Source organism: Campylobacter troglodytis, from assembly GCF_006864425.1.
Lineage (GTDB): Bacteria > Campylobacterota > Campylobacteria > Campylobacterales > Campylobacteraceae > Campylobacter_D > Campylobacter_D troglodytis.
The window spans coordinates 1-26,370 of the sequence record NZ_QHLI01000020.1 but is presented as its reverse complement, the minus strand read 5'-3'; the positions used below and the strand labels follow the sequence as shown (position 1 = coordinate 26,370).

Here is a 26,370-nt window from a genome sequence, read left to right as displayed (position 1 = left end):
TTGAATTTTTTGCTTAAGCTATCTTTAAATTCAAGGCCAAATTTTGCGTGTAAAAAATTCAAGCCTTGAGTGAATTTTAACTGTCATATTTTTATAAAAATAAATTGCAATGTTGAGTTTCACTGTTTTGAAGTTATTTTTTTTGAATTTATGTATGAAAAAGCTTGAATTTAAACTTGTTTTACAAGTAAATTATCCAAAGGAGCTAGAATGATCTTTGGCAAAATAGACTTTATCAACCTCTTGCCCTTGCATATTTATCTTAAAAAATACCCCCTTCCAAGTGGCTTAAAAAAGGCAAGTGAGTATAAAAAAGGTGTGCCAAGTAAGCTGAATAAGGATTTGTTTTATAGAAGAGTTGATGCGGCGGTGATTTCAAGCATAGAAAGTGCTAGGAGAAAGTATAAAAGCCTTGATTTAGGAATTTGTGCAAATAAAAGGGTTCAAAGCGTTATTCTTAGAAAAAATAGCCAAGATAAAAAAGACAAGGCATCAGCTAGCTCAAATGCCCTAGCCTTAGCACTTCAAGCAAGAGGAGAGGTGATCATAGGAGATAGGGCGCTTAGAGCCTATCTTCAAGATCCAAGCGAGTTCATAGATCTTTGCAGCCTTTGGTATGAAAAAACCAAGCTTCCCTTTGTTTTTGCAAGATTTTCTTGCACAAAAAATAAGGCATATTTTGCAAGGATCTTAAAGCCCTTTTTAAGAAAGAAAATTTTCATCCCAAGATACATACTTCAAAACTACTCAAACACAAGACAAATAAGCATAAAAGACATACAGTTTTATCTTAAAGAATTAATTTATTACAAGATAAGCCACAAAGAAAAAAGAGCCTTGAAGCTTTTTTTAAAGATGGCAAAGAAGAGGTGATTAAGCACCTTAAAGGCTTTTTTAAACAACTTGATTTGCCACATAAATTTGTCATTTTAAGCTTTTTTTAGATAGCAAAATCTCTTTTTTACAAAGAAGCTCTATTTGCTAAAAAGCCAAATTTTAGCTACTTGGCTTAGTATAAAAATGTCATTTTGAGCTTGCGTAGCAAACAAAAATTTCTTTCAAATTCTAGGTGCTTGATAATTTTAGCCTAAAATTGCCCATGATCTTCCTAAGCCATTTTGACAAAATTTTATACAAATTTTCATTTTTAAGCTTGATCTTAGATCTAAGTTTGGCTTCTTTTAAGTGCGTAAAAAATTCCTTTTTAATTTTGTGAAACCACCTAAGATAGCCTTTGCAAGTCCACTTCTACTACGCAGTTGCGAGAGCAAGGAAGCAAAAAAATAACTCTCACCCTATTCAATCTCACCACTCATTTTAGAAAGCTTCTCACATTCTTTTGCGATTAAAACTTTGCTGCAAGGTTACATTCACGCAAACACTAAAAATTTTACATAAAAGGGTAATTTTGCTTACACAAAGATCGGCACAAAAACACTCTACAAATTCCTTAAATTTTCTCTTTCAAAGGCAAAATATATTAAGATAGATTTTATCAAGCTTTTAGATCTAATTTAGCTAAAAATATCGACCGTCTTTCTAGATAAACTTCGTTTGATGAAAACTTATGTTGTAGCAAACTACTTTGTTTTATAAAGAAGCTACTATTTGAAACACTAAGCTAACGATACACTAGCTAAGATAAATGCTTTTTATGAAAGAGCTATTTTTAAAACTAAGATTTTTAACAAAATCAAGTGATATTTTAAGTAAATTGTGTTATAATAAATGAAATTTCTTACTAGGATATACAATGAAAGACTTATTTCTATTCAGCTCCTTTATAGATCCAAGCCACACCTTTGCTTATTTTTTTCATTTAGGCTTAGTTGCCATCATCTCGGTACTTTTGGCTAAGTTTGCTACTGGTTCTATGCAGCTTGTGCCAAGAGGCGTTCAAAATTTGGCAGAGGCTTATTTGGAAGGCATTGTAAGTATGGGACGCGACACTATGGGAAGTGAAAAGGCAGCTAGAAAGTATCTGCCCTTGGTTGCCACCATAGGCTTTATAGTCTTTTTTAGTAACATAATAGGCATCATCCCAGGCTTTGAAGCACCCACAGCAAGCCTAAATTTAACTGCAACTATGGCCATTACAGTCTTTGTGTATTATCATTTTGAAGGCATTCGCACTCAGGGCTTTTTTAAGTATTTTGCACATTTTATGGGTCCTGTTCCAGCCATTGCTCCGCTTATGTTTCCCATAGAAATAGTTTCTCATTTTTCAAGGGTAATTTCTCTTTCCTTTCGTTTGTTTGGAAATATAAAAGGAGATGATCTCTTTTTAGCTGTGATCCTGGCCTTGGTTCCTTGGATAGCTCCACTTCCAGCCTATGTTTTGCTTACCTTTATGGCATTTTTACAAACCTTTATCTTTATGATACTAACCTATGTGTATCTAGCAGGTGCAACTGCGATCAGCGAGGGGCATTGAGTAAATTCTGCTAAGTAAAATTTACTGTATGATTTATTTTTACGAGTTTTTAAAGGGTATGTCCCTTGCCTTGCTTATTTTTGGTGCCTTTTATTTTTTTACAAATCATAGTTTTTCATTTTCTTTTTTATGCTTAGGTGCTACACCTGGGCTTTTGCTTTTGATAGTTAGTGTTTTGTTGATAGAAAACCATGAGCTAAGAAAAAAGCAAGAATGATTTACTTTAATTACATAAATAAGCTTTTATCATTTTAGTCAAACATTCTTCATATGCTATTTTTGGCATTTAGATCTCAAAAATTTCAGCCCTTTTTTCATTTAGCAAATAAGCTAGAAAAGCTTATAAGAACATCAGCTAAACATAAATTTATGACTCTTTTTTAAAAAAGTATTGATTTTAGACAAAATACCATATTTGTTATTGTGAGCAAGTGCTAAGAATCTACGAATTTATAAAGAAATGCCTTGAGTTATTGCCTCTTCGTCCGTAGGCTCGCTAATTACAAATCAACACTTTTTTGAAAAAGAGCCAAATTTATTTTAACAAATTCAAATTTCAATTTAACATTTTTTAAATTAATGTCCAAAACAAGCAAAGCTTGTTTTAGAATTTTTAACAAGAAAATTATAATATTTAAGGCACTTTTACCTTGCAACACTTGTAAGTTTTTAAGATGATGTCAAAATAAATTTATAGAGTGAAAATAAACGAATTTCTAAATAGGCAAACTCATACAAAGGGCTTTGAAAGCTTTTTGCCTCACTTGTTGCAATTTTAAATAAAAAATGGCATTGCAAGGGTTAAGACATTGCTTTGTAAAGCTATCCACCATTGCCGAAGGCTTTGATAGATTTATACTGTATTTGAATTTTCTTTGATAAGGTATTTATTCACCTTTTTATCATCATTTGAAGGCAAGCAAATTTCTATATATTACCAACATTAAGAATAAAAATTTGCCTAAAATATTATCAAAATGACTGTGTAAAAATCATATGTAATTTTAGCTCAAAGCATCAAGTGCCCTAAACATATCAACAGTATTTAAAAGGCGCTTAAATTTATACAAGTCTTGTAAGCTTTGTCATTTTATCTTATGTGAGCTTGGCACATTAAACTTGGCGATTGATACTTTTAGCTGATATAATTACAGCCCAAAGCTTGGTAAAATCGATCTTAGTATATATTTTTGCCCTATATTTGAAAGCGGAAATTTAGACAAATTTTAGAGTGTTTTTTTGTGCTGACATTTGCGTAAGCAAAATTACCCTCTTTGCAAGGTTTCTCGCCCTTGTGTGAATGCAATTGTGCAGCAAACTTTTGATAGCCAAAGAATGTGAAAAAATTAGCAAAACGAAGTTTCTTTAGAAAATGGGTGGTTGAGGTTGATGAGAGTTATTTTTTACTTCGTTTCGTCTTGCAACTGCTAGCCAAAGAAGCTAAAAGAGTAAGGGGCAAATGTGAGCGAGGGGCTGGTCGCAAAAATTTTTACTTCGTGCTATGCACTCGTCCCTTTACAAGAAGGTATGTTAAAACGCTAGGCTAGCGTTTATACGCTAAAACACTTGCTCTGTCAAAGAGCTATTGCCGATTATAAGGGACTTTGCAGATGCCCTAAACACCACAATTTCAGGAGAGCTTCAAAGCCTACGGTGCCTTGGTGGATTTTTTACAACGCTAGGCTCGCAACTTTACAAGAAGGAGCAAAGGCACATTACAGGGTAAAACACGCCAAATTTGAGTTTGCAAATGGACGAAGCCATATCAACGAAATTGTGAATTTCTGGGGACCTTACAAAGGCTAGATTAAGGGGTTTCACGGCAAAGGAATTTTTCACACATTTGAAAGAGAGTGAATTTCGATCTAATGTAAAAGTTAAGAATGAAAATTTGTATAAAATTTTGTTAAAATGGCTTAGGAAAAATCCTAGCTCATTTTAGCTAAAAGTATCAATCGCCTTAAACTTCATCCTTTCAAGCTAAGTAAAAAGCTTAAATTTAAGTTTTGTTGAAAAAGACTTATTTAAAGTTAAGCCTTTTTCAAGTGCTAAAAACTAAATTCAAGCTTTAATCCAAAAAGAAGTATATTTTAGCTATAATGACAAGGCTTAAAAATGCTAGTTCTTAGGCATTTTAGGCTAGAAAGCTTTTAAGGTTTTGTTTTGAAAAAAATTCTTTTACTAGCCTTGTTTTTTGGCTCTGTTTTGGCTGCTCCAGAGGCTACCATACCAACTGTGAATTTAAGCCTCAGCGCACCCAATACCCCCACCCAGCTTGTAACAGTGCTAAACATAGTCATAGTCTTAACCATACTAGCCCTTGCACCCACCATAGTTTTTGCAATGACCTCTTTTTTAAGGCTTGTTGTCGTTTTTTCTTTTTTAAGACAGGCTATGGGTACAACTACAATGCCTCCAAATACCATATTAATAACCTTTGCCTTGATTTTAACCTTTTTTATAATGGAACCAACGGCAAATAGAGCCTACGATGAGGGTGTAAGACCCTATTTAGCAGAGGAAATAGGCTATGAGGAAGCCTTTAATAGAGCAAGCAGACCCTTTAAGGACTTTATGCTTGCAAATACCAGAGAAAAGGATCTAGCCCTCTTTTACCGCATCAGAAATTTGCCAAATCCAAACACAGTTGAGGATGTCCCACTTACCATCATAGTGCCAGCCTTTATGATTTCAGAGCTTAAAACCGCCTTTGAGATAGGCTTTCTCATATATTTGCCCTTTCTTGTCATAGATATGGTTGTAAGTTCTGTGCTAATGTCTATGGGTATGATGATGCTACCACCTGTGATGATCTCCTTGCCCTTTAAGCTTTTAATCTTTGTCCTTGTCGATGGGTGGAATTTATTGGTACAAAAGCTAGTTGAAAGCTATAATATAGCCCAGCTTACGGGATAATTTTCCCAAAAATTCAAAAGCATGAATGTTTAAGATATAGCAAAAATCTACCTTAAAAATATCAAAAAATTCACTAGAATTTAACTTCAAGCACTTAAATTAAAATTCACGCAAACTGTGAATTTTTTGTGAGTTTTTGCTAAAAATTCACAAAAACGCTAAGATGAAAGAGAAAATTCACGCAAAGATGTGAATTTTTTTCAAAAATTGACAAACTTCAACACCAAAAAGATTAAAGCAAGAACCAAAGCCTTTCAATTTTAACAAGCTTAGCAAAAAGTGAAAATTCATAAATTCACATAAACTGTGAATTTTTTATGAGTTTTCGCTAAAAATTCACAAAAAAGCTAAAATGAAAGAGAAAATTCACGCAAAGCTGTGAATTTTTAGTTAAATTAAATCAAAACTGCATACAGAATACAGAACACTGATTACGAAGAACAGATTATGGATTACAGAGAATGGATTAAGGATTTTTATCAAAGCAAGGCTAGCTAAAATAAAAATACGTTATCTATATTCCGTTTTTCTTAAGCTGAACGCACAAACCAAGCCAAATTCAAAAAGCCTACAAATTCAGCTAAAATTCACAAAAAAGCACAAGGCAATTTCGACTTATACTTTCATTTGAGGCTTATTTTAAACCCTTTGCCTGGCTTATTTTACGCCTATGGCTTGTCCCTTGGCAGTAACGCAATTTCGTCCATAGATGATGGTACTCCAAAAACTAACACTTATATCGACATTTGTTAAGGCATCAGCTGACTGTCCCTTTTTTTGAGCTTCTTCAAGTGCCTTTGCCACCGCACCGCTTACGCGATTTTGTAGGTTTCCTAGCGGGATACCAAGAATTACATTGACACATTCTTCGCCCATAACATACTCTCCTTTTGTTGAGTTTGCTATGGGGATATTGCTTGTGGAGGCGACTGAAAAGCGGGCGATATTTTGAGCACATCCCACGAAAATTAACGAGGACAAAGCAAGACTTGCAACTAAGCTGAATTTAGACATTTATACTCCTTTGTAGAATTTGTCGTTTGAAAACGCATAATAACAAAAAAAAAAAAAAAAACGATGTCAAGGGCTTATAAAATAAGCACTTGAAGGCTATAATATGCTTTAAATAACTGCAAAATCATTGTTTGTGTTTATTAAGCAAACTCAAAAATTGTAAATTTTATTTAGAAAGAAAAAGGCTTAAAAGTAGATTTAACCTCGTGCTAAATTCAAAAAATGCCTTGAATTTGACCTAAAAATTAAAACAGTTTGAATTTTGAGGCTTTTTTAAAAGGCATTGAATTTATGAACAAATACTTTGAAGTTGTGAATTTTGCGTAAGTTACGAGATATTTTGCCTTGCTTAATATGACTAGAATTTAGGCTTTTGTTTTGAATTTTTGCTTTCATTGTGTGAATTTTAGATCTTTTGCTATGATAAATTCAAGCTTTTTTTGAATTTCACTTTTTGCTAAGGCAAAATACCCAAACCCTCTTTGCAAGAGCTGGTTTTTTAAGGTGTTTCCTTAAACTACACATAAATTCAAGGAGGCAGTCTTAAACAATGACAATAAAGAGCAAAAACAAAGTGTGTTTGCTTGTAGTTGCGACAGTAACAAGGTAAAAAATGAAACAAAACGGTTTGAGTGTTTAAGATCTTTAATCGTAGCGCTAACAAAAACCACAAAAGCAGATTAAGCTTCGCTCCAAGTTAACCACACCTCACAAATGTGAAAGCTTATCTTTGAATTTGCCTAAAATTGAAGCATTTGCTTTGAATTTTTGCTTTCATTGTGTGAATTTTATATCTTTTGCTATGATAAATTCAAGCTTTTTGGCCAAATTTTGCCTTTAAATTCAACTTTTATCTGAGATTAAGACAACTTGCTTGAATTTATGAAATTATTTTGGCTTTTTAGCCTTACAGTGTTAATTAAAGTAAATTTTAGACATAAAAATGCAAGAGTTTTTCTGCCTTAAATGCTAAAATTCAAAGACTTTAAAAAATTCAAAAGACTTCAAAAATTGCAAGTATAAAGCCTAAAGCTTAGAATTCATATCAACCCAGCTAGTTGCAAATCAAGTGTTGCAAAATCCCTACGCAAGGGCAGTGTGAGTGGAATTTTATTGCAAAAGACGCATTGCAACACAGACCTTGCTTAAAAGAAGATCCGTTTTCTATATTCTGTATTCTGTTACCCACCCACAAAACCGTGGGAGTGGGACTTGTCAGCGATTTTAAGCCCACTTGCAAGGGATTTGTCTGTGGCTTTGAGTTTGCTAGTAATTTTGGAAAGTTGACACATCTTGCGAAGTAGAATTTGCCAAAAGCAAGCCCTCTGCCGTGTGGAGGGGTTGAGGGTGGGTAATGAAACCCAAAGCAAATATAAAAATTTACACAATCCTTTAAATTCTTATTAAAAGAAGCGAAATATCTTAGGAAAATAGAAATTCTTCGCCTTGCTATCGCAGCACAAAGAATAACAATACAAAAAAATTCACAAATTTCATAAAATGATAATTTTGCTAAGGCAAAATTTGATTCATCCCTAAAACCGCAAGGCAGAGGATTTTTTATCTTTGTCATATTGAGGCTTTGCAAAAGCTGAAATATCTTCGTTTTTTTGAGATTCTTAGCACACGCTTAGTGCGAGAAGAATTTTGTCATTCCCAGCGTAGCGACTATGCAGGACTTTTAAACATAGCCGAAGCAAAAAATCTCTTTTTTGCTTGCGAGCTACTTCACTCGTGCTACACACTAGTATGACAAAGAGTGCCGTTTTGAGTGTATTGTTGAGATACTTCGCTTGGAATAACAATGTTTAGCATTTTTAAAGTCTAAGATCATAAGCTTTTGAATTTAAAGAAAATTTTAAGAAATAGCAAAAAAAAAAAAACACTTTTTAAGTTTTTGTGCTAAAATAGCTAAAATTTTTCTTAAAGGTTTTGTGATGGAACAAGATATGAATGAATTGTTGCTTCAAAGTATAGAAAGCATGCCCCCCCTCCCACAAACTATCATCGAACTTCAAAAATACCTAGACAGTAATGGCGAGGATATAGATATAAACAAGGTAGCAAAGATCATAGTAAATGATCCCCTTGTAACTGCAAAATTATTGCAGCTTGCCAACTCGCCCTTTTATGGCTTTTCAAGGGAGATCTCTACCATACAACAAGTGATCAATCTACTTGGGGTTGCTAATATTAGAAATATCATAGCTGCTGATGCGGTAAGAAGTAATTTAAAGGTGGATATGTCTCCTTATAATCTTGAAACAAGCACATTTTTGGCAAACTGCCACGAGGAGACTAGATTTATCATAGATTGGATCTCACAAGAAGATAAAAAGCTATCTCACTTGCTTGTTCCTTGTGCTATGCTTCTTAGATTTGGTATGATGGTTTTTGCGAATTTTTTGATTCAAAGCCACAAGGACAAGGACTTTTTGGCTAGTTTAAAGGAAAATAATTTTGAAAATTTAAGTGCTATTGAGGAGAATTTTTTAGGAGTTGATCATCTTTCCTTTTTGGGCTTTTTGTTTTATAGGTGGAATTTTGATGACTTAGTTACAGAAAGCGTTGTGTTTGCTACTTCTCCTCACTCAGCTGAGAATCATATCAAAAAAAATGCCTATGCCCTAGCCATAGCAAATACCATCTTTGATCCTTATAATGATGGCTCTAATGTAAATATAGCCTTGAATTTAATAGAAGAAGCAAGTGAACAAGGCATAAAATTTAATGTAGATAATTTCAAGGCCAAGCTTCCTGATTTTGCAAAAAATAAAATCTTAAATGCTTAAAATCACCCTAGCCCCAAATGCCTTTTTGGATGATTATGTGCTAAATGCTGAGTTTTGCAAGCTAGCTAAAATTTCAAAAAATGCTTATAAATTTTGGAAAAATGCCTTTGTGGCTAGGTATAGCGGCTCTCGCTTTGTCTTTTTGCATAAAAATCACATCCTAGCTAAACACAAAGATGCCTTAAATTCATGCACTTGCTTAAATGGTTTCATATTAGCAAGTGCCTTTTGTTCTTTTACCACCCTTTCTCCTTCTCATCTGGTAGAAAAAAACGGCTCACAAATTTATAAGCTCTTGGAATTTAAGGAACTTTGTGGGGTTAAGTTTGTAAATTTAAAAGCCTTTTATGATCTCTTAGGGCTTAGCTATGAAAAATACATCTACATAGAAAAATGTCATTTTTTTAGCCCAACCCCCCTTGAAAAGCGCATACAAATAACGCCAAGTCTTTGCGTGGGTTATTATTAAGGCTTTTTAAATGAAGCCTTTTGCAAAGCTTAAATTCAAAGGCTTTTTTGAATTTAAGCACTTTGAAAACTTGAATTCAAAGGCTTTTTTGAATTTAAACCTTTTTTAAGACATTAAATTCAAAGGCTTTTTAAAAATGTCAAGCCTAGCACAAAACTTTTAGCCTTAAGCCTTTCAAAGAATTTGGAACTTGAAAGGATAATATTTACAAACAGATCTATTTTTATAAGCAAATTTTTCTTTGCCAAAAAAGCTATGTTTACCAAAATTTAGATACTTAACAATGCCTGACAAGATGGTTTTGCTTGAATTTGACAAATTTTTATCTCTTTTGTCATTGCAAATTTGCAAAACAAGAAACTAGCTTGAAATCTTTTTTAAAAAACTATTCTAAAATCTTGCAGATCTCAAGGCTTGATATAAAACAAACATAACAAAACCCACTGCCATAGCTTTTGTAAAATTGATGCAAAAATTTTGTAATGCTTATGCAAAAATTGTGCAAGATTAAGCCAAAGGATCTCTTTTTAAGCAAGTAGCACAAAATAAAACAAATAAAAACTCAAGCTCATTTTGCCTTCTTTAACTTTCGCAAAAAAAGCTTTTTTATTTCTTGTGATACCTTGCAAGGCTTAGTGAAAAAGAGTAAGAGTCTTACAAAAGAGCTTTGAATTTAAGCTTCTTAAAAAGATTTAAATTCAAAGCCTCTATTAGCATTTTAGGCTAAAAGTATCAATAGCCAAATTTAAAAACCGCCAACTTTAAAATCTTGTCCTTAAATTCACAAAGGAACTTTTGCAAATTTATCTAGGCGTATAGCCCTTTAAGGCAAAAAACAAGATATAAAAATAGCAAAGCACAGGCACTATGTAAGATAAGAGCAAGTTGCTATAATCAGCCACAAGCCCTTGCACAGGAGGTATCAAGGCCCCTCCAACTATAGCCATACAAATAAGCCCTGAGGCCTCAGAGCTAAGCTTGCCTAAATTCTTAGTAGCCAAGGAAAAGATGGTAGGAAACATTATGGAGTTAAAAAGCCCTATGGCAAGTAAGGCTAGCATAGCTATTTGCCCATCAACTACTATGGCTATTATGCTTAACAGTATAGCCATAGTGGCATTAAAGGCTAGGCATTTATTAGGTGCTATCTTAGACATAATGGCACTTCCTATGAATCTTCCTACCATAGCCCCTCCCCAGTAAAAGGCTATATACTTTGCCCCAGTTACCTCGTCTATTTCTGCAACCTCCTTCATAGTGAGGATCAAAAACGAGCCTATGGCAACCTCAGCACCCACATAAAAAAAGATAGCCGCAGCCCCTAAGATCAAATGTGGATATTCAAATACATTAAGTCTTTTGTCTTGATTTTCCTCGCTTATTTCTTGTGCTCTTTTTCTCACATCAGGAAGTCTTAGTAAATACACAAGCACGGCTAAGAGGATCAAAACCCCTGCTATGATTAAGTATGGAACTTGCACGGACTGTGCTTCTTGCATTTTACTTGCGTACTGAGCTGTTCCTGAGAGTATAAAAGTAGCTCCAAAGAGAGGTCCTAGGGTAGTTCCTAAGGAGTTAAAGGCTTGCACTAGGGTTAGCGCACTTGCTTCTTTGTTTGGTGCAAGTAGTGTTACAAAGGGATTTCCTGCTGTTTGAAGTAAAACAACCCCACTTGCTAGTATAAACAAGGCTCCTAAAAAGATAGGATAAGAAGCAGTAGAGGCTGCTGGATAAAAAAGCACACAACCAAAGGCTGTTAAGACAAAGCCAGAGATCACCCCTGCTGGATAGCCTATCTTAGAAATAAGCTTACCAAAAAGCCCACCTGTGATAAAATAAGCCCCAAAGAAACAAAACTGAATCAAGGCTGCCTCAAAATAATTAAGATCAAAGATCACCTTTAAGTGCGGTATTAAAATATCATTTAACACCGTAATAAAACCCATAGCAAAAAACAAAGCAGTTAGCGTTGCTAGGGCGAAATTAGTACTCTTCATTTTATGTCCTTTCTATTAAGATTAAATTCAAACTTTTTAAAAAGTGTTTATTTTTTGGCATAAACTTGTCAAATTTCATACCTTTGAAAAAAGATAAGCTTAAAACAAGCTAAGCTCTAATAAATAAGCTTGAAATTATACAAGCGCCAAAAATTTTCTTTTTTTTTAAAAAAAATCCTTAAAACTTAGCCTTATAAAAAGCCTTGCTTTGAAAACTTTTGCACCGTTTAATAAAGCTCAACACTAAAAAATTCAAAATAAATTAACTAAAATTAACAGTTAAAATTTTAGGCTCTTTTTCAAAAAAGTATTGATTTTAGACAAAATACCATATTTGTCATTCTTTGCGAAGCGAAGTATCTCAAAACCAAAAAGAGATTTTTCGCTTTGCATTCTGCTCAAAATGACAAAATTCTTATCATTCTAAGCGTGCGCCAAAAATCCACGAATTTATGGAAAAATGCCTTAAATTGACGGCTTCTTCGCCCACAGTCTAATAATGACAAATCAATACTTTCTTAAAAAGAAACAAATTTTAAACCACCCTTTTATATCCATTAAATTTATATCTATCAAGCCTTTGATTTAGCCTACACTTAACTAGCCTTTTAGTTTTTCTTTAAGATAATTATTCAAGGCTATACAAACCCCATCAATGCCAGGATGCCTTGCTAATACCACATAAACAGGAATGGCTGCTAGATAGGCACTAAATCTTCCCTTGTTTTCAAAACGCATCCTAAAAGGAGAATGCTTAAAATACTCTATAAATCTTGGTATTATGCCCCCACAAATATAAACTCCCGATCTTGCACCCAAGGTTAGGGCTAAATTTGAAGCGATTGTCCCAAGCATAGCACAAAAAATATCAAGGGTTAAGCGACAAAGAGGAGACTGTCCGTTTATCGCCTGTTCGCTTATTAACTGAGGTGTCATCTTAGCCTTTGTAAGTCCTTCTCTATGTGCTAAGGCCTCATAGATCAAAACAAGCCCGGCTCCGTTTAAAAGCCTTTCAGCTGAGACATGTCCATATTTTTGCTTGGCATATTGCCAGATCATAAGCTCGGTATCATCAAAGGGTGCAAAGCTCACATGCCCTCCTTCGCCCTCTAAGGCTAAATAGCTACCATTAGTTTGTGGGATCAAAGCACTCACCCCAAGCCCTGTGCCAGGTCCTAAGACAGCCTTTGCATGACCTAGTTCTAAATTTGTGCCTCCAATTTGCACTAGATCATCTTGAGTCATCTTACTAATGGCGTAAGCCTGGGCCACAAAGTCATTTATAAGTATAAGCTCATCAAGCTTTAAAGCTTGTCTTGTTGTTTCTATGGAAAAGGCCCAGTGGTGATTAGTCATTTCTATCCAATCGCCCAAAATAGGATTTGCTATGGCAAAGGCTGCAAATTTAACCTCTATGCCTCCTATTTTTTTAAGATAAAAGCTCACAGCATCTACTATGCTATCGTATTCATTGCAGGCTAAGACCTCTATGTGTGTTATCTTATTAGCGCTAAGCTCAATGGCAAATCTTGCATTTGTCCCCCCTATGTCTGCAAGTAATCTTGGATAGGAGTTTTCAATCTGAGTAATAGACATTGCAAAGCACCTCCTGATCAGAAAGTATCAAAGAAATGGGTAAATTTGTATCAATCCCCAAACAAGCCCTATCAAAAACCTCTTTTTTTTCTCCACCTTGTATGAGTAAAAAAAGCTTCTTGCAAGCCTTAATAGCCTTTAAGCTCATACTTAGTCTTTTAAAGGGGGCATTTTGTGGTTCTATCAAGCTTATATTTTTTGTTGTTTTTAAGGCCTCTTCAAATCCCAAAGAATTTGCAAACAAAGAAGCAAAATGCCCATCGCTTCCCATTCCTAAAACTGCGAGATCTGGCTGTATGAATTTACTTCTAGCAAATTTTAAAAGCTCTTTATCTTCTAAATTTAAATGCTCTAAGAAAGGAATAAACCTTGCCTTTGAGGCTTTTTCTTGTAAAAACTCTTTTTTTATAAAATTTGTATTACTTTCTTTGTCATTAAGATCAACCACCCTCTCATCCACCAAAGACACGGTTATGTCCTCCCAGCTAAGATCCTCTTTTCTTAAAAAATGAAAAAAACCCAAAGGAGATCTACCTCCTGATAGGGCTAGGTGTTTTAGTTTTTCTTCTTTTATGTCCCTTGAAACCGCCTTACTTAGTGCTAACTGCGAAGCCTTTGTGTCTTTGAATTCATGCAAGACATAAGCCATTATATCCCTTTAAATAAAGATTTATGTAAGGCATTATAATCAAAAATAAAGCATATAAGGGCTTATTTTGCATCTAAGTAAATAAATTTAAGTCCTAGCTTACAAAAAGTTACAGTTTGGGTTAAGGATTATGCCAGCTGTTGCCATCCTTTTGTATGAGAAGCTCAGCCTCCTTTGGACCAAAGCTCTTAGCCTCATAATGATATAAGGCAAGCTCATCTTCGGCTTTAATGATAGGATCAAGCCAAAGCCAGGCAAGATCAAGCTCCTCTTGGTGATTAAAATGACTAAGATCCCCTCTTATAACATCCATTATCAAGCTCTCATAAGGCTTGGTATTTCTAGCCTCATAGTTTAAATTCAAGCTTAAATGCTCTTCTTTAAAATTAGCCCTACCCTTCTCTTTTACATTTAAGGCTAAACTTAGCTTACTTTGTGGTTGTAAGCTTATTATGAGCTTATTAACAAGGCTTTCTTCTTTGAAAGATAGTACTATTTGCACGAAGGATTTTTGCATTTTTTTGCCTGTTCTTAGATAGAAGGGGATTTTTTTGTAGCTTTTATTGTCTATAAAGGCTTTTAGGGCTAGGAAGCTTTCTGTTTTGCTTTGTGCTTTTATGTTCTTTTCGTTTAGATAGCCTTTGTACTGTGCCCTTATTAAATTATTTTGAAGCTCTTCTTTTGAAAAGCCTTTTAACTCTTTTAAGAGCCTTATCTTTGCCCTTCTTAAAGAATATGGGCTTAGTTTTTTAGGGATTTTAAGGGTGAGTAGGCAAAGAAGTTGGATCATGTGATTTTGAAACATATCTCTTAAAGCACCCATCTTATCATAAAATTCACCTCTATTTTCTACTCCTAAGGTCTCAAACACAGTAATTTCCACAAAGCTTAAATGTTTGTTGTTGAAAAGCTTTGAGATTATGGGGTTATATTTTCTTAGATATAGGATATTTTGAACTGTTTCTTTTCCTAGATAATGATCTATTCTATAAATTTGCCTTTCTTTGTAGTATTTTTTTAGCTCCTCATTTATAATTTTACAGGAGTTAAGATCTCGTCCTAGGGGCTTTTCAAGGATGATTTTTACATTTTTATTATTTAAATTTATAAGGGCTAAACTCTTACAGGCTTTTATAAAAAATTCAGGTGAAATGGAAAAATAAATCACAGTCCTAGCATCCTTACTACTCATTTCTTTTAAGGACTTAAAATCTTCAAAATTATTTAGATCTATACTTAGATAGTGAATTTTTTCTAAAAAACTGTTAAGCTTTTTCTCATTTAGCCTTTTTATCTGCGTTTTTAATTTTGAGCTTAAAAGCTCTTTGAATTCAATTTGGCTAAATTTGCTTCTTGCTGAGGCTATGATTTTTAGCCTTGAATTTAAGAGTTTATTTGAGTAAATTTGAAACAAGGCAGGAAAGATCTTTCTTAAAGCCAGGTCCCCACTTGCTCCAAATAAAATAAAATCACAGTCTTTCATAAAATAAGCCTTTCTATTCTTTAAATTCCCATAATTTTATAGCAAGAATGCTTTAAAATAACTTTGTTTAGTAATTTTCATTAGAATTTAGCCTCAAAGGATAGAAGATGCCAAGAAAAGAACTTAAAGAACTTACAAAAAAGATCCAAGAAAGAAGTAAAAAAACAAGACAGTCTTACCTAGAAAGGCTAGAAAAAAACACTACTAAAATTTCTAGATCAAAACTAGGCTGTGCGAATTTAGCCCACAGCTACGCCACTATGCCTGATCATATCAAGGATAGGATCAAGCAAAATGAGGGCTTAAATTACGCCATTATTTCAGCCTATAATGATCTACTCTCAGCCCATCAGCCCTTTAAAAACTACCCAGATCTAATTAAAGAAGAGCTTCAAAAACACAAAGCCTTTGCACAGTTTGCAGCAGGGGTTCCTGCTATGTGTGATGGCATAACTCAAGGCTATGAGGGTATGGAGCTTTCTTTGTTTTCAAGAGATGTAATAGCACTAAGCACGGCAATAGGGCTTTGTCATCAAATTTTTGATGGAGCCTTTTATCTTGGAGTTTGTGATAAGATCGTTCCAGGCCTTTTGATGGGTGCTTTAAGCTTTGGGCATTTACCCAGTATCTTTGTACCCTCAGGGCCTATGACAAGTGGGATTTCAAACTACGAAAAGGCGAAAGCAAGAGAGCTTTTTACCGAGGGTAAAATTTCAAGATCAGCCCTCCTTGATAGCGAGATGAAATCCTATCACAGCCCAGGAACTTGCACCTTTTATGGCACAGCAAATTCTAATCAAATGATGATGGAGTTTATGGGGCTTCATCTTCCAAACTCAGCCTTTATAAACCCACATACCCCCCTAAGAGTAGCCCTTATAAAAGAAGCTGCAAGACATATGGCTACTCAAAAGATCATGCCCCTTGGAAAACTTCTTAGCGAAAAAAACATCATAAACGCTATGATAGGGCTAATGGCAACAGGAGGTTCTACAAATCACACCATACACCTAGTAGCCATAGCTAAGTGTGCTGGTATTATTATAGATTGGGATGATTTTAACTGCGTTTCAGAGCTAATTCCGCTTTTAGCTAGGGTGTATCCAAATGGCAAGGCTGATGTGAATGCATTTAGTGCCTGTGGGGGCTTAGCTTTTATCTTTAAAGAGCTTTTAAAAGAGGGGCTAATGCATGAGGATGCGCAAAGCATTATGGGTGAGGGTATGAGTTTTTACACAAAAGAACCCTTTTTGATAGATGGAAAGCTTTGCTACAAAGAAGGGCTTAGCGAGAGTAAAAATGAAGATATTTTAAGAGGGGTTAAAAATGCCTTTTCAAAGGACGGAGGGCTTAAAATTTTAAAAGGAAATATAGGAAGGGCTGTAATTAAAAGCTCAGCCATAGATGAAAAGCATCATATAATCAAGGCTCCTGCAAGGGTATTTTACTCTCAAAGCGAGTTCTTGCAAGCCTTTGAAAACAAAGAATTAGAACAAGACTTCATAGCTGTTTTACTCTTTCAAGGACCAAGGGCAAATGGTATGCCAGAACTTCACAAGCTAAGCTCACCCCTTGGGGTTTTGCAAGATAAAGGCTTTAAGGTGGGTTTGGTTACAGACGGCAGAATGTCAGGTGCTTCAGGTAAGATCCCAGCTGCCATTCATACAAGCCCTGAGGCCTTGTTGGATGGGGATCTTGCTAGGATTGAAGATGGGGATATGATCTTGCTTGACATTAAGGATGGCAAACTTCAAGCCTTGGTGGATGAAAAAATTTGGCAAAAAAGAAGACGTAAAAAGCCTAAACAAAAAGAGGTCTTTGGAGCTGGTAGGGAGCTTTTTGCCTCTTTTAGAGCCAATAGTTCTAGTGCTGAAACAGGTGCTATGAGCTTTGGTGGAATTTTTAGTTAAAGGATGAGAATGAAAGCACAAGAAATTTTAAGTCTAAGTAAGATCATACCTGTTGTAAGTGTGGATGATGAATTAGAAGGATTAAATTTAGCTAAGGCCTTATATGAGGGTGGCATAGAGATCTTAGAGCTTACCCTAAGAACCCCCAAAGCCTTAGATATATTAAGGGCTTTGATTAAAGAATTTCCAAGGATCACAGTTGGGGCTGGAACTGTGATAAGCACAAATCAGCTTCAAAGGATAAAAGATCTAGGTGCTTCTTTTGCCATAAGCCCTGGTATAAATGCTACGCTAGCAAAAAAGGCTTTAGAGCTTGATCTTGCTTTTATACCAGGCGTTTCAAGCCCAAGTGATATACTATTAGCCTTAGAATTTGAGCTAAAAGCCTTGAAATTTTTCCCAGCTACACAAATAGGAGGTGTGCCTATGCTAAAAGCCTTAAATGCACCCTTTAAGGAGGTGAAATTTTGCCCAACAGGGGGTATAAACTTAGAAAACGCCAAAGAATACCTCGCACTTGATAATGTCTTATGTGTGGGGGGTTCTTGGCTTTGCGATAAGGAGCTTATTAGGGCTAAAAAATGGCAAGAGCTTACAAGGCTAGCAAAAAAAAGCCTAGCACATCTTAACTCTTAGCTTGTAAAGCTCTTTTTGTCCTCTTTGTTGAATTTCAATTCTTGCTTTAAAAAAGATTTTTTAAAAATGATGAATTTTTTTAGCCCTCTGTGGCAAGGACATAAAAATTCACAGTTTTTGTGAATTTAACAACTCTTTTGTGGAATTTTTCGTAGCAAGGTTTAAAATGACAAGATTAAATTTAAGGCTTTTTAAAAATTTGAGGCACGGTTTTCACAAATTCAAGTTAAAAATTTAAAGCACTTGGTGCGAAGTTAATGTAACAAAATTCATATAGCAAAACTTGCTAACTCACTTTTTATCATTTTTAGATCTTGCTAAAACAAAGCTAAAAGCTCTCTTTGAATTTAAAATGGTTAATACAAGAATATAAATAAGATGCTTTTTGACAAAGAACCTCTAAACTTGATCCATTTTGTAAGCATCATCACTGTTTGCATCTTCTCATAAAAGAGTGTGTTAATAACAAGACAAAGGCTTATTTTGCAAGAAAGGCTTTGAATTTAGGCTTTTTAAATTCAAGCCCTTGTCTATATTGAATTTATGCAGTTTCAAAATAAAATAATTACAAACATAATGCAAACACAATGATTTAAAAAAAATTATTTTATAAATCAAGCAAGGCTTTTTAGCTTAATCATCTCCCCTTGCAAGATAGATCCTCCTCATAGCCAAGCTTACAGCTATGCCAATTAGGGCTAAGAGTAGCACATAAAGGCTTAGACCATAAGCAAAAAAGCTTTCACTGTTTTGCACAGCCTTAGAGTGTAAAAACACAGCAAGTTGAGGGGTAAAGCCACCTGCTATGGCATAGGCTATGTTGTAGGCAAAGGAAATACCGCTAAATCTTATTTTGGCCTCGAAAACATCGCTCATATAAATGGGACAAAAATTCATAACCCCAGCACAAAAACAAGTTAAAACATAAAAGGATATGAGGCTTATAGGGCTTATATTTTGAGAGTAAAGTTCTTTGAAAAATAAAAAGGCAAAGAAGGCAAAGCCCACATTAAAGGCTATGCAAACCTTATAAGGACTAAGCTTGTCGCTTAAAAGCCCACTTAAAATGATGGCACTAACTATAGCAACAAGTCCGCAAATTTGAAAATAGGTCTTTTCAAAGGCGTTGAATTTAAGCTCTGCCATATTTGCAACAAAATTTGGAACGATTAAGATAAAAACGAGTATGCAGCCTGTTAGAAGTAGGGTTATTAGCATTGAGATGATTACACCTGATTTTGAGCTTTTAAGCACCTCTTTGAGAGGAAATTTAACCAGCAAATCATCCTCTCTCATCCTCTTAAAAACAGGGGTTTCATCTAGGAATTTTCTAAGATATACAGAAACAATGCCAAAGATACCACCAAGTGCAAATGGCACCCTCCAAGCCCATTCTTGCACCTGCTTGTCATCAAAAACAGTATAAGTAGCAAGATATACAAGGCTTCCAAGCAGGATCCCAGCCGTTACAGAAGCGGTTAAAAAGCCAAGATAGGTGTTTTTTTGTCCTTGTGGGGCGTGTTCATGTATGAATACCCAAGCACCAGGAAGCTCGCCTCCAACGGCTATGCCTTGACAAATTCTAACCAAGATCAAAAATATAGGAGCAAAATATCCTATCATATCAAAGGTAGGCACTATGGCAAGGGCGAAGGTTGGAATCACCATTAATAAAATACTTAGCATGAACATATTTTTGCGTCCAAATTTGTCTCCAAAATGTGCCATAACTATGCCACCAAGCGGACGAGCAAGATAGCCTGCTGCGAAGATTCCATAGGTATTTACAAGCTTCCAGGTCTCGCTTAAACTGGCTGGAAAAAAATGCTGAGAGATGATGTTGGCAAAAAAGACAAAGATGATAAAATCATAAAATTCCAAGGTTCCGCCCAAGGAGCTTAGCCCTAGGGTCTTAATATCTTTTTTATTTAGTGTTTTTTGCATACTTAAATATCCTTTAATCAAAAATTTAAAATGTTTTATCAAGAGGTCTTGTTTCTCACAAACAAGCTTTGAATTTAACTGTTTTAAGCTAGTTTATAAAGAAATACTTTGTAAATTCAAACAAAATCTTGTAATTTTGCCAAAAATTGCATTTTAGCAAAGAAGCTTCTATTTGTTAAAAACTTTATTTGAAGCCTTGTTGAAAAGCGACACAAAGGACTTTGCGAGGCAAAAGAGCTGTTTCTAAAAATGCCCTTTGTCAAAAAGCTACGGTTTAATAAATAAACTTAGTTTGCCAAAGAAGCTACTCCTTGTAAGACAAAGTTCCTTTGCCAAAGAAACTACACTTCAACAAATAAACTTCTCTTTCTAAAAAAAGCTAAGTTTTAAGATAACTTAACGCACTGTTTAAGATGGACAAGTTTATAAAATAGACAAGTTTAACGCCCTTTGAAAGCCCCTAAACCTAGTCCATCTCATAGCTATCATCGCTATCCTCATCCTCAAAGCTGTAATCATCCTCATCATAAGCGTAATTTTTATGCTTAGAATGTGAAAGCTCATCATATTCATCCAAGCTTATATTATCTAACTCATCATCAAGGAGATCTTCAAGTTCCTCTTCTTTTCTCATAAAATCCCTCTTTTAAAATTCTTTTGAAATATTTTAGCTTAAATTTTACGCAATTTGCTATAATTTTTGAAATTTTTTAAAGAATAAACAAGATTAAATTTAGGCATTAAATATTGCAAAGATCAAGGTGCATATAAACTAAGGCTTAAATTCACGCTTTTTGTGAGGGTAAAATTAGATAGCAATATAGTAGCTAAGTTGTTTTGAATTTTTAATTATGTTAAAAATGCTATGTAATTTTAGCTGTGCCTATATCAAACTATGAATATTAAAGATCTAAGATTACAAAAGGAAACAAGAGTGTTAAATTTAAACGAGCTTGATACTAAGCCAAGGATTGAATATCCTCTTTTTTGGGAGTATAGGGTAATCTTTAAAAAAAACGAAGAAGTGGCTTTGATCTTTAAAGAGCTTTTAAGGGATAAAAAATTTTCTTGCAAGAACTCGCTTCAAAATGGCAAGTATCAAAGCTATATGTTAAGTGTGCTTGTAGAAAGCGAAGAGGATAGGCTTAGTGTATTTAATTTGCTTAAAAAAAGGGCTAGCTTTGTGCTTTAAATTTAAGCTTTTAGTGTGATTTATGTTAAAAGCTTGAATTTAAATAAAATTCAAGGCTTGATGGCTTTTAAAAGGCTAAGCTTTAAACACAAATTTTTTAAACTTGTTTTAAATTTTATTGGCTAGTGATTTAAACTAAGTGTATTAAATAGGCTTTTAATTAAAGGCTTTACACGGAATTCAAGGCTTTTAAATTTAAATAGGATAGAATTCACAAAGGACAAAGATTTAAATGTATCCTTGAATTTAAAAAATTTAAGGCTTGATAAAGATTAACAAACAAAGGATAAAGAATGCAAAACGCTTTGATTATATTTGAAAATTCCCTTTTGGCTCAAAAGGAAGGAGCCAGTGAGCTTTTAGAGGATCTAGTCTTTAACCTAGCCTTGCAAAAACTTCCTGCAAATGATAAGCTTGAAACTAGCTTAAATGACTTTTTAGGGGTGCTTGAAAGGCTTGATTTATTAAATACCAAAAACGCAACAAGCATCATAAAGGCCTTAATCAAAGCAAAAATACAAAATGAACAAAACACCCTATATAAACTCATAAGTGAGCAAGAATTAATAAAAAACAAGATAGAAACTCAAAAAACCACCATAAAAAATGAAATAGGACGAAATTTCTTTGAGCTAAAACAAAGCCTTGAAAATTCCTCTTACAAGGAGCAAGTTTCAAGTGCACTAAATGAGGCCTTTTTATTTGAGCTAGAAAGCTTAGAGCTGCTTAAAGAAGTGGCTGAAAGTGCCTTTATAAGAACACTTGAAAGAAACGAGGATATAGAACTTACTGCAAGTGAGATCTCAAAGGAGTTGATCTATAACGCCATTTGCGAGGCTAAATTTAAAAAAGAAAATATAATTCAAAGCTCTAAGATCATTTTAAACGTAGCATTTGACTTAGCAGCTGAGTCAAAAAATTTCTCAAAGGATCTTTGTATAGGTGCAATCAAAGGAGTGCGAGATGGGATAGAACTTGGGGTGGAAAAATTCAAAAAAAGCTTTAGCTTTTGCACCTTTGAAGAGGATCTAGCACTTAAAGAAAAGGAGTTGATAGGCTTAGAGGATGAGCTTATCTTGCTTTTAAAGGAGCTTGAAAAGGACTTTGACGAGCCTATTAGGGCTATATTAAAAGATCTGCTTGAAAACGAGTTAGATACTGTGTTTGCTAAATTTACAAGATTAATGCACGAAAGCAGAGAACAGCTTATTTTAAGCCTCAATGAATTGAAAAAAAATCCCAAAATAGACGATCTTTCAAGACTAGCTCAAAGCAAGTTAAGAGAACTTGCTGAGCTAGAAAGGGTGGTTGGTGAAAAATACAAGGACTTTAATGTAAATGAGGCAAAAAAGCTTGGCATTAGCCTTTGGGAAAAGGCAAAGGCACTTATAAAAAAGGCTTAAGCCTTAATCATTATGAAATCTTTAAGGCTCAATTAAATTTAACAAAATTTTCCCTTATCAATTTCAGCAAATTTTGATGAGAATATTGCCTTAAAATTTTCGTCTCAATTTTGTTTCTTTTAAGTGAAGGACAAAATTTTCTTTTTTGTGCTTCTAAATTTAGCAAGTATAAATTTTGCAAACTTCTACTACACAGTTGCAAGAAGCTTAAGGAAATAAAAAAGTTCACAATTTCGTTTATGTGATTTTGTTTGTTTGCAAACTTGAATTTGGCGTATTTTACCATATAATGTGTCTTTGTTTCTTCTTACAAAAACACAAGCCCAGCAAAGTAAAAAATCCACCAAGCCATCATAGGCTTTGAAGTTATCGCTGTAAATTTCACTTTCTTTAAGCTCTGCAAAGTCCTTTATTATGGACTGCAACTCTTTGGCAGAGCAAGCGTTTGAGTGCATAAACTCGTGCAATTGCATTTTAGCATACCTTCTCGCAGAGTTGCAAGAGGATTAAGGAAGTAAAAACATAGGCGTCTTTTTGTCAGTTCCACATCCACACTTACCACGAACTCTTTTTGCACCGAAATAACTCTCATCAACTTCGATTTCACCACTCATTTTAGATATTTTTCGCATTTTTTAAGGGTTAAAAGCTTGCTGCACTATCCTATTCACACAAGGGCGAGAAACCTTGCAAAGAGAGCGATTTTACTTACATAAATATCAGCACAAAAACACTCCAAAATTTGTCTAAATTTTCGCTCCCAAATATATGGCAAAAATATATACTAAGATCGATTGTACCAAGCTTTGGGCTGTAATTATATCAGCTAAAAGTATCAATCGCCTTCTTTTTATTTTAAAAGCCAACTTGCTGTTTAGTAAGGCTTTTTTATCAAAATGTAAAAAATTTGTTAAATTTAAAGTTAAATTAAAAATTTTGTATTACAATTAAAAATTAATCATAAAATTTTTAGGAGCTTTTATGACAAAAGAAGAGATTAAAGAACTCGTCAATATGTTTGCCGAGGCTAACATTAGCAAGATTAAGATCAAAGAACAAGACGGCTTTGAGATAGAACTAGAACGGGATATGTGCTGTGAATTAGCACCAACCCCTCCCCCTCCAACCGCACCAACCCCTCAACCCATAAATGTAAATGTAGTAAATGAAGCAAATCCTAGCAAAAGAAACAAACCAACCCTCAATAGCCCTATGGTTGGCACTTATTATCAAGCACCAAGCCCTGGTGCTGCACCCTTTGTGAAGGCAGGAAGCACGGTTAAAAAAGGAGATACCATAGGCATTATAGAGGCTATGAAGATTATGAATGAAATTCAAGCTGAGTATGACTGTCGTATCTTAGAGCTACTTGTGGCTGACGGTCAGCCTGTGGAGTTTGATATGCCCTTGTTTGTGGTGGAGAAAATTTAATGGAAATTAAAAGAATTTTAATCGCAAACCGCGGAGAAATAGCACTAAGAGCCTTAAGAACCATAAAAGAAATGGGAAAAAAGGCAATTTGCGTGTATTCTACTGCCGACAGAGAAGCACTTTATCTAAGATATGCCGATGCAAACATTTGCATAGGTAATCCAAGAAGCACAGAAAGCTATCTTAACATACCAAGCATCATCTCAGCAGCAGAAATAGCAGAAGCAGATGCCATTTTCCCAGGCTATGGCTTTTTAAGTGAAAATCAAAACTTTGTTGAAATTTGCGCAAAACACAAGATAAAATTCATAGGACCCTCTGTTGAGGCTATGAGCTTGATGTCTGATAAAAGCAAGGCAAAGCAGATGATGCAAAGGGCTGGTGTGCCTGTCATTCCTGGAAGCGATGGAGCCTTAAATGGAGTTGAAGCAGCCAAAAAACTTGCTAGCAAGATAGGCTATCCTATCATACTTAAAGCTGCAGCAGGTGGGGGCGGCCGTGGTATGCGTGTGGTAGAAAAAGAAAGCGACATAGAAAAGGCTTATTGGTCGGCTGAAAGCGAGGCTATGACAGCCTTTGGAGACGGGACTATGTATATGGAAAAATACATTCAAAACCCCCGACACATAGAGGTGCAAGTCATTGGCGATAGCTTTGGAAATATCATTCACATAGGAGAAAGAGACTGCTCTATGCAGCGCCGTCATCAAAAGCTAATCGAGGAAAGCCCTGCGATTTTGCTTGATAATAAAACACGCAAAAAACTACACGATACAGCCATAAAGGCTGCAAAGGCTATAGGCTATGAGGGAGCTGGAACCTTTGAGTTTTTAGTGGATAAGAATTTAGACTTTTACTTCATAGAAATGAACACTCGCTTACAGGTAGAACACTGCGTAAGCGAGATGGTAAGTGGGATTGACATTATAGAGCTTATGATAAAGGTGGCTGAGGGCTATGAATTACCCCCTCAAGAAAGCATAAAGCTAAGAGGGCACAGCATAGAATGTCGCATAACAGCAGAGGATCCAAAAAGCTTTGTGCCAAGTCCTGGCAAGCTTGTAAAATATGTAGCACCTGCTGGGCGAAATGTCAGAATGGAAAGTCATTGTTATCAAGGATACAGCGTGCCTCCCTTTTACGACTCAATGATAGGAAAGCTTGTGGTGTGGGGCGAGGATAGAAACACAGCCATAGCAAAGATGAAGGTAGCCTTAAATGAGCTTATAGTAAGAGGCATTAAGACTACAAAAAGCTTTCATCTTAATATGATGGATAATAAGGATTTTATAAACAATACCTTTGATACAAATTATCTTGCAAGGCATTAGCTTAAACATTTCAAGTTTTAAATGTGCGATTTATTAGCCCTTAAAAGCCCCTACAAGCCGACAATAAAGGCTCTAAGAGCCTTTGTGAATTTTTTCAACTTAAGCTTGGATTTGAAAATAAAATAAGGCTCAAGACAACTTAAGCAGATTTTTTCTTATCAACTTTAATAAATTTTGATAAATATTTTGTCTCAAAATTTTCGTATTATATCTAAATTCTGTTTCCTTTAAATGAAGGACAAAATTTTCCTTTTTAATTCCTTTAAATTTGCTTAATCTATGCTTGGCAAAGCCCCAGAAATTCTCAATGCCATTTATGTGATTTGTGCCCTTTGCAAACTCATTTTCCCTATGTCTTACTCTATAACTTTGCTCCTTCTCGCAAAGGGACGAGTGTGTAGCACGAAGTAAAAAACTGGTGTTTTCTTACCAGCCCCACGTCCACGCTTGCCACGAACACGTTTTGCACCGAAATAACTCTCAGCTATTTCGATCTCGCCTTTTTGAAATTTTTCACATTCTTTAAGGGTTAAAATTCTAATATTTTTGATTATTTTATTGATGCTTTGGCAAGAATTGTTGCTTAATTTTGCAATTTGTGTGGCTTTAAGAACAAGGCTTCCTCAAAAGTTGTAACGAAGCAAAAAAATACTTTACAATTCTTTAAATTTAGCCTCTGAAATTTTGAAACGATTGATATACTTATTTTTCATCGCTGTAATCATAACTTAAAACTCCTTTATTTGAGTTTAAGTTGTCTTGAGCCTAAAATAATTCTCGTATTAAATATGTGACATCATTAAGGTAATTAACGCTTATTCCTAGTGCAGTATCCACAAAATCATTTCCATTCCATAGCGTAGTATGCCTTAATCCATCTGTGCCAATCATTGCTACAATACCTTTTCTATTTAAAGACTGAAATTCTTTGAAAAAGCTTTGATTTTCTTCTTTTGAGTTCATACTGTGATAAAAATCCTTCGAGCAACCGTATTTTATACTTTCTTTTACTTGGGCATAAGTAGATTTATTCCAAGATATGTCTTTCCAATTTATCTTTAAAATTTCAACAATATCAAACACCCCCAAATATAAATATCTTTATCCTCTCCTTGATAAGTTCTTTTTGCAAAATAAAAGAGCTTGAAAGCTACAATTTTGCTTTAAAAGCAG

At 34.7% G+C, this 26,370-nt stretch carries 24 protein-coding genes and 1 pseudogene; 14 read left to right on the top strand and 11 right to left on the bottom strand.

Features of this window, described 5'->3' with window-relative positions; all coding sequences use genetic code 11:
• Positions 1 to 210 precede the first annotated feature (210 nt).
• The 6 genes from DMC01_RS05670 (at position 211) to fliP (ending at position 5,350) form a co-directional block, all read left to right on the top strand.
• Positions 211 to 873 (top strand): MqnA/MqnD/SBP family protein, encoded by a 663-nt coding sequence (locus DMC01_RS05670; protein ID WP_142693308.1) that lies wholly within the window; start codon positions 211 to 213, stop codon positions 871 to 873.
• A gap of 880 nt (positions 874 to 1,753) precedes the next feature.
• Positions 1,754 to 2,434: a F0F1 ATP synthase subunit A gene (locus tag DMC01_RS05665; protein ID WP_142693307.1), complete on the top strand. Its 681-nt coding sequence runs from the start codon at positions 1,754 to 1,756 to the stop codon at positions 2,432 to 2,434.
• Positions 2,435 to 2,462: 28 nt separating this feature from the next.
• Positions 2,463 to 2,651, top strand: a complete 189-nt coding sequence (locus DMC01_RS14450) for a hypothetical protein (protein ID WP_142693306.1) — start codon at positions 2,463 to 2,465, stop codon at positions 2,649 to 2,651.
• 1,120 nt (positions 2,652 to 3,771) lie between these two features.
• On the top strand, positions 3,772 to 3,981 hold the full coding sequence (locus tag DMC01_RS05655) for a hypothetical protein (protein ID WP_142693305.1): 210 nt from the start codon (positions 3,772 to 3,774) through the stop codon (positions 3,979 to 3,981).
• A gap of 106 nt (positions 3,982 to 4,087) precedes the next feature.
• Entirely contained in the window at positions 4,088 to 4,240 is a 153-nt protein-coding gene (locus DMC01_RS16530; protein ID WP_185908746.1) for a hypothetical protein, read from the top strand.
• A gap of 357 nt (positions 4,241 to 4,597) precedes the next feature.
• Complete coding sequence (gene fliP / locus DMC01_RS05650) at positions 4,598 to 5,350, top strand: flagellar type III secretion system pore protein FliP (protein WP_142693304.1); 753 nt, start codon at positions 4,598 to 4,600, stop codon at positions 5,348 to 5,350.
• Between the two features lie 657 nt (positions 5,351 to 6,007).
• Here the strand turns inward: fliP and DMC01_RS05645 are convergent.
• Positions 6,008 to 6,364, bottom strand: a complete 357-nt coding sequence (locus DMC01_RS05645; RefSeq protein ID WP_142693303.1) for a hypothetical protein — start codon at positions 6,362 to 6,364, stop codon at positions 6,008 to 6,010.
• A 1,181-nt stretch (positions 6,365 to 7,545) separates the two neighbouring features.
• Entirely contained in the window at positions 7,546 to 7,752 is a 207-nt protein-coding gene (locus tag DMC01_RS05640; protein WP_142693302.1) for a hypothetical protein, read from the bottom strand.
• A 549-nt stretch (positions 7,753 to 8,301) separates the two neighbouring features.
• Between DMC01_RS05640 and cheP the strand changes: the two genes are divergently transcribed.
• A complete protein-coding gene (gene cheP, locus DMC01_RS05635) occupies positions 8,302 to 9,156 on the top strand; it encodes a cheVAW transcriptional regulator CheP (RefSeq protein ID WP_142693301.1) in 855 nt (284 codons plus the stop codon).
• On the top strand, positions 9,149 to 9,625 hold the full coding sequence (cheQ, locus tag DMC01_RS05630; RefSeq protein WP_142693300.1) for a cheVAW transcriptional regulator CheQ: 477 nt from the start codon (positions 9,149 to 9,151) through the stop codon (positions 9,623 to 9,625). Before cheP ends, cheQ begins: the two co-directional genes overlap by 8 nt.
• An 803-nt stretch (positions 9,626 to 10,428) precedes the next feature.
• Here the strand turns inward: cheQ and DMC01_RS05625 are convergent.
• From DMC01_RS05625 to zwf, 4 genes are all read right to left on the bottom strand, one after another.
• The gene (locus tag DMC01_RS05625; protein ID WP_142693299.1) at positions 10,429 to 11,622 is read right to left on the bottom strand and encodes a sugar MFS transporter; all 1,194 of its coding nucleotides are present in this window, start codon (positions 11,620 to 11,622) and stop codon (positions 10,429 to 10,431) included.
• A 600-nt stretch (positions 11,623 to 12,222) separates the two neighbouring features.
• Entirely contained in the window at positions 12,223 to 13,218 is a 996-nt protein-coding gene (locus DMC01_RS05620; protein ID WP_142693298.1) for a glucokinase, read from the bottom strand.
• Positions 13,199 to 13,867: a 6-phosphogluconolactonase gene (pgl, locus tag DMC01_RS05615; RefSeq protein WP_142693297.1), complete on the bottom strand. Its 669-nt coding sequence runs from the start codon at positions 13,865 to 13,867 to the stop codon at positions 13,199 to 13,201. The genes DMC01_RS05620 and pgl overlap by 20 nt, the downstream gene beginning before the upstream one ends.
• Positions 13,868 to 13,988: 121 nt before the next feature.
• Positions 13,989 to 15,350: a glucose-6-phosphate dehydrogenase gene (gene zwf / locus DMC01_RS05610; RefSeq protein ID WP_142693296.1), complete on the bottom strand. Its 1,362-nt coding sequence runs from the start codon at positions 15,348 to 15,350 to the stop codon at positions 13,989 to 13,991.
• Positions 15,351 to 15,457: 107 nt separating this feature from the next.
• Between zwf and edd the strand changes: the two genes are divergently transcribed.
• Complete coding sequence (gene edd, locus DMC01_RS05605; protein WP_142693295.1) at positions 15,458 to 17,260, top strand: phosphogluconate dehydratase; 1,803 nt, start codon at positions 15,458 to 15,460, stop codon at positions 17,258 to 17,260.
• Positions 17,261 to 17,269: 9 nt separating this feature from the next.
• Entirely contained in the window at positions 17,270 to 17,896 is a 627-nt protein-coding gene (eda, locus tag DMC01_RS05600) for a bifunctional 4-hydroxy-2-oxoglutarate aldolase/2-dehydro-3-deoxy-phosphogluconate aldolase (protein WP_142693294.1), read from the top strand.
• A 633-nt stretch (positions 17,897 to 18,529) separates the two neighbouring features.
• On the opposite strand, the gene DMC01_RS05595 is transcribed toward eda, so the two are convergent.
• Together DMC01_RS05595 and DMC01_RS13335 are read right to left on the bottom strand one after the other, a co-directional pair.
• Complete coding sequence (locus tag DMC01_RS05595) at positions 18,530 to 19,840, bottom strand: MFS transporter (protein ID WP_142693293.1); 1,311 nt, start codon at positions 19,838 to 19,840, stop codon at positions 18,530 to 18,532.
• Between the two features lie 466 nt (positions 19,841 to 20,306).
• The gene (locus tag DMC01_RS13335; protein WP_185908744.1) at positions 20,307 to 20,474 is read right to left on the bottom strand and encodes a hypothetical protein; all 168 of its coding nucleotides are present in this window, start codon (positions 20,472 to 20,474) and stop codon (positions 20,307 to 20,309) included.
• Between the two features lie 300 nt (positions 20,475 to 20,774).
• On the opposite strand from DMC01_RS13335, the gene DMC01_RS05590 reads away from it, so the two are divergent.
• Positions 20,775 to 21,032 (top strand): HP0495 family protein, encoded by a 258-nt coding sequence (locus DMC01_RS05590; protein ID WP_142693292.1) that lies wholly within the window; start codon positions 20,775 to 20,777, stop codon positions 21,030 to 21,032.
• 293 nt (positions 21,033 to 21,325) lie between these two features.
• Positions 21,326 to 22,435, top strand: coding sequence for a hypothetical protein (locus DMC01_RS05585; protein ID WP_142693291.1), 1,110 nt, complete (start codon positions 21,326 to 21,328; stop codon positions 22,433 to 22,435).
• 188 nt (positions 22,436 to 22,623) lie between these two features.
• Here DMC01_RS05585 and DMC01_RS16525 read toward each other — a convergent pair whose 3' ends face one another.
• Entirely contained in the window at positions 22,624 to 22,908 is a 285-nt protein-coding gene (locus tag DMC01_RS16525) for a hypothetical protein (RefSeq protein WP_427846098.1), read from the bottom strand.
• Positions 22,909 to 23,416: 508 nt separating this feature from the next.
• Here DMC01_RS16525 and accB point away from each other — a divergent pair.
• Both accB and DMC01_RS05570 read left to right on the top strand, forming a co-directional pair.
• Positions 23,417 to 23,866, top strand: a complete 450-nt coding sequence (gene accB / locus DMC01_RS05575; protein WP_142693290.1) for an acetyl-CoA carboxylase biotin carboxyl carrier protein — start codon at positions 23,417 to 23,419, stop codon at positions 23,864 to 23,866.
• Complete coding sequence (locus tag DMC01_RS05570; RefSeq protein WP_142693289.1) at positions 23,866 to 25,197, top strand: acetyl-CoA carboxylase biotin carboxylase subunit; 1,332 nt, start codon at positions 23,866 to 23,868, stop codon at positions 25,195 to 25,197. Before accB ends, DMC01_RS05570 begins: the two co-directional genes overlap by 1 nt.
• Positions 25,198 to 25,326: 129 nt before the next feature.
• Here the strand turns inward: DMC01_RS05570 and DMC01_RS05565 are convergent.
• Both DMC01_RS05565 and DMC01_RS14955 read right to left on the bottom strand, forming a co-directional pair.
• Positions 25,327 to 25,922 (bottom strand): annotated as a pseudogene (locus DMC01_RS05565) (IS1595 family transposase).
• A gap of 40 nt (positions 25,923 to 25,962) precedes the next feature.
• Positions 25,963 to 26,286, bottom strand: coding sequence for a type VI secretion system amidase effector protein Tae4 (locus DMC01_RS14955; protein WP_246059045.1), 324 nt, complete (start codon positions 26,284 to 26,286; stop codon positions 25,963 to 25,965).
• Positions 26,287 to 26,370 lie beyond the last annotated feature (84 nt).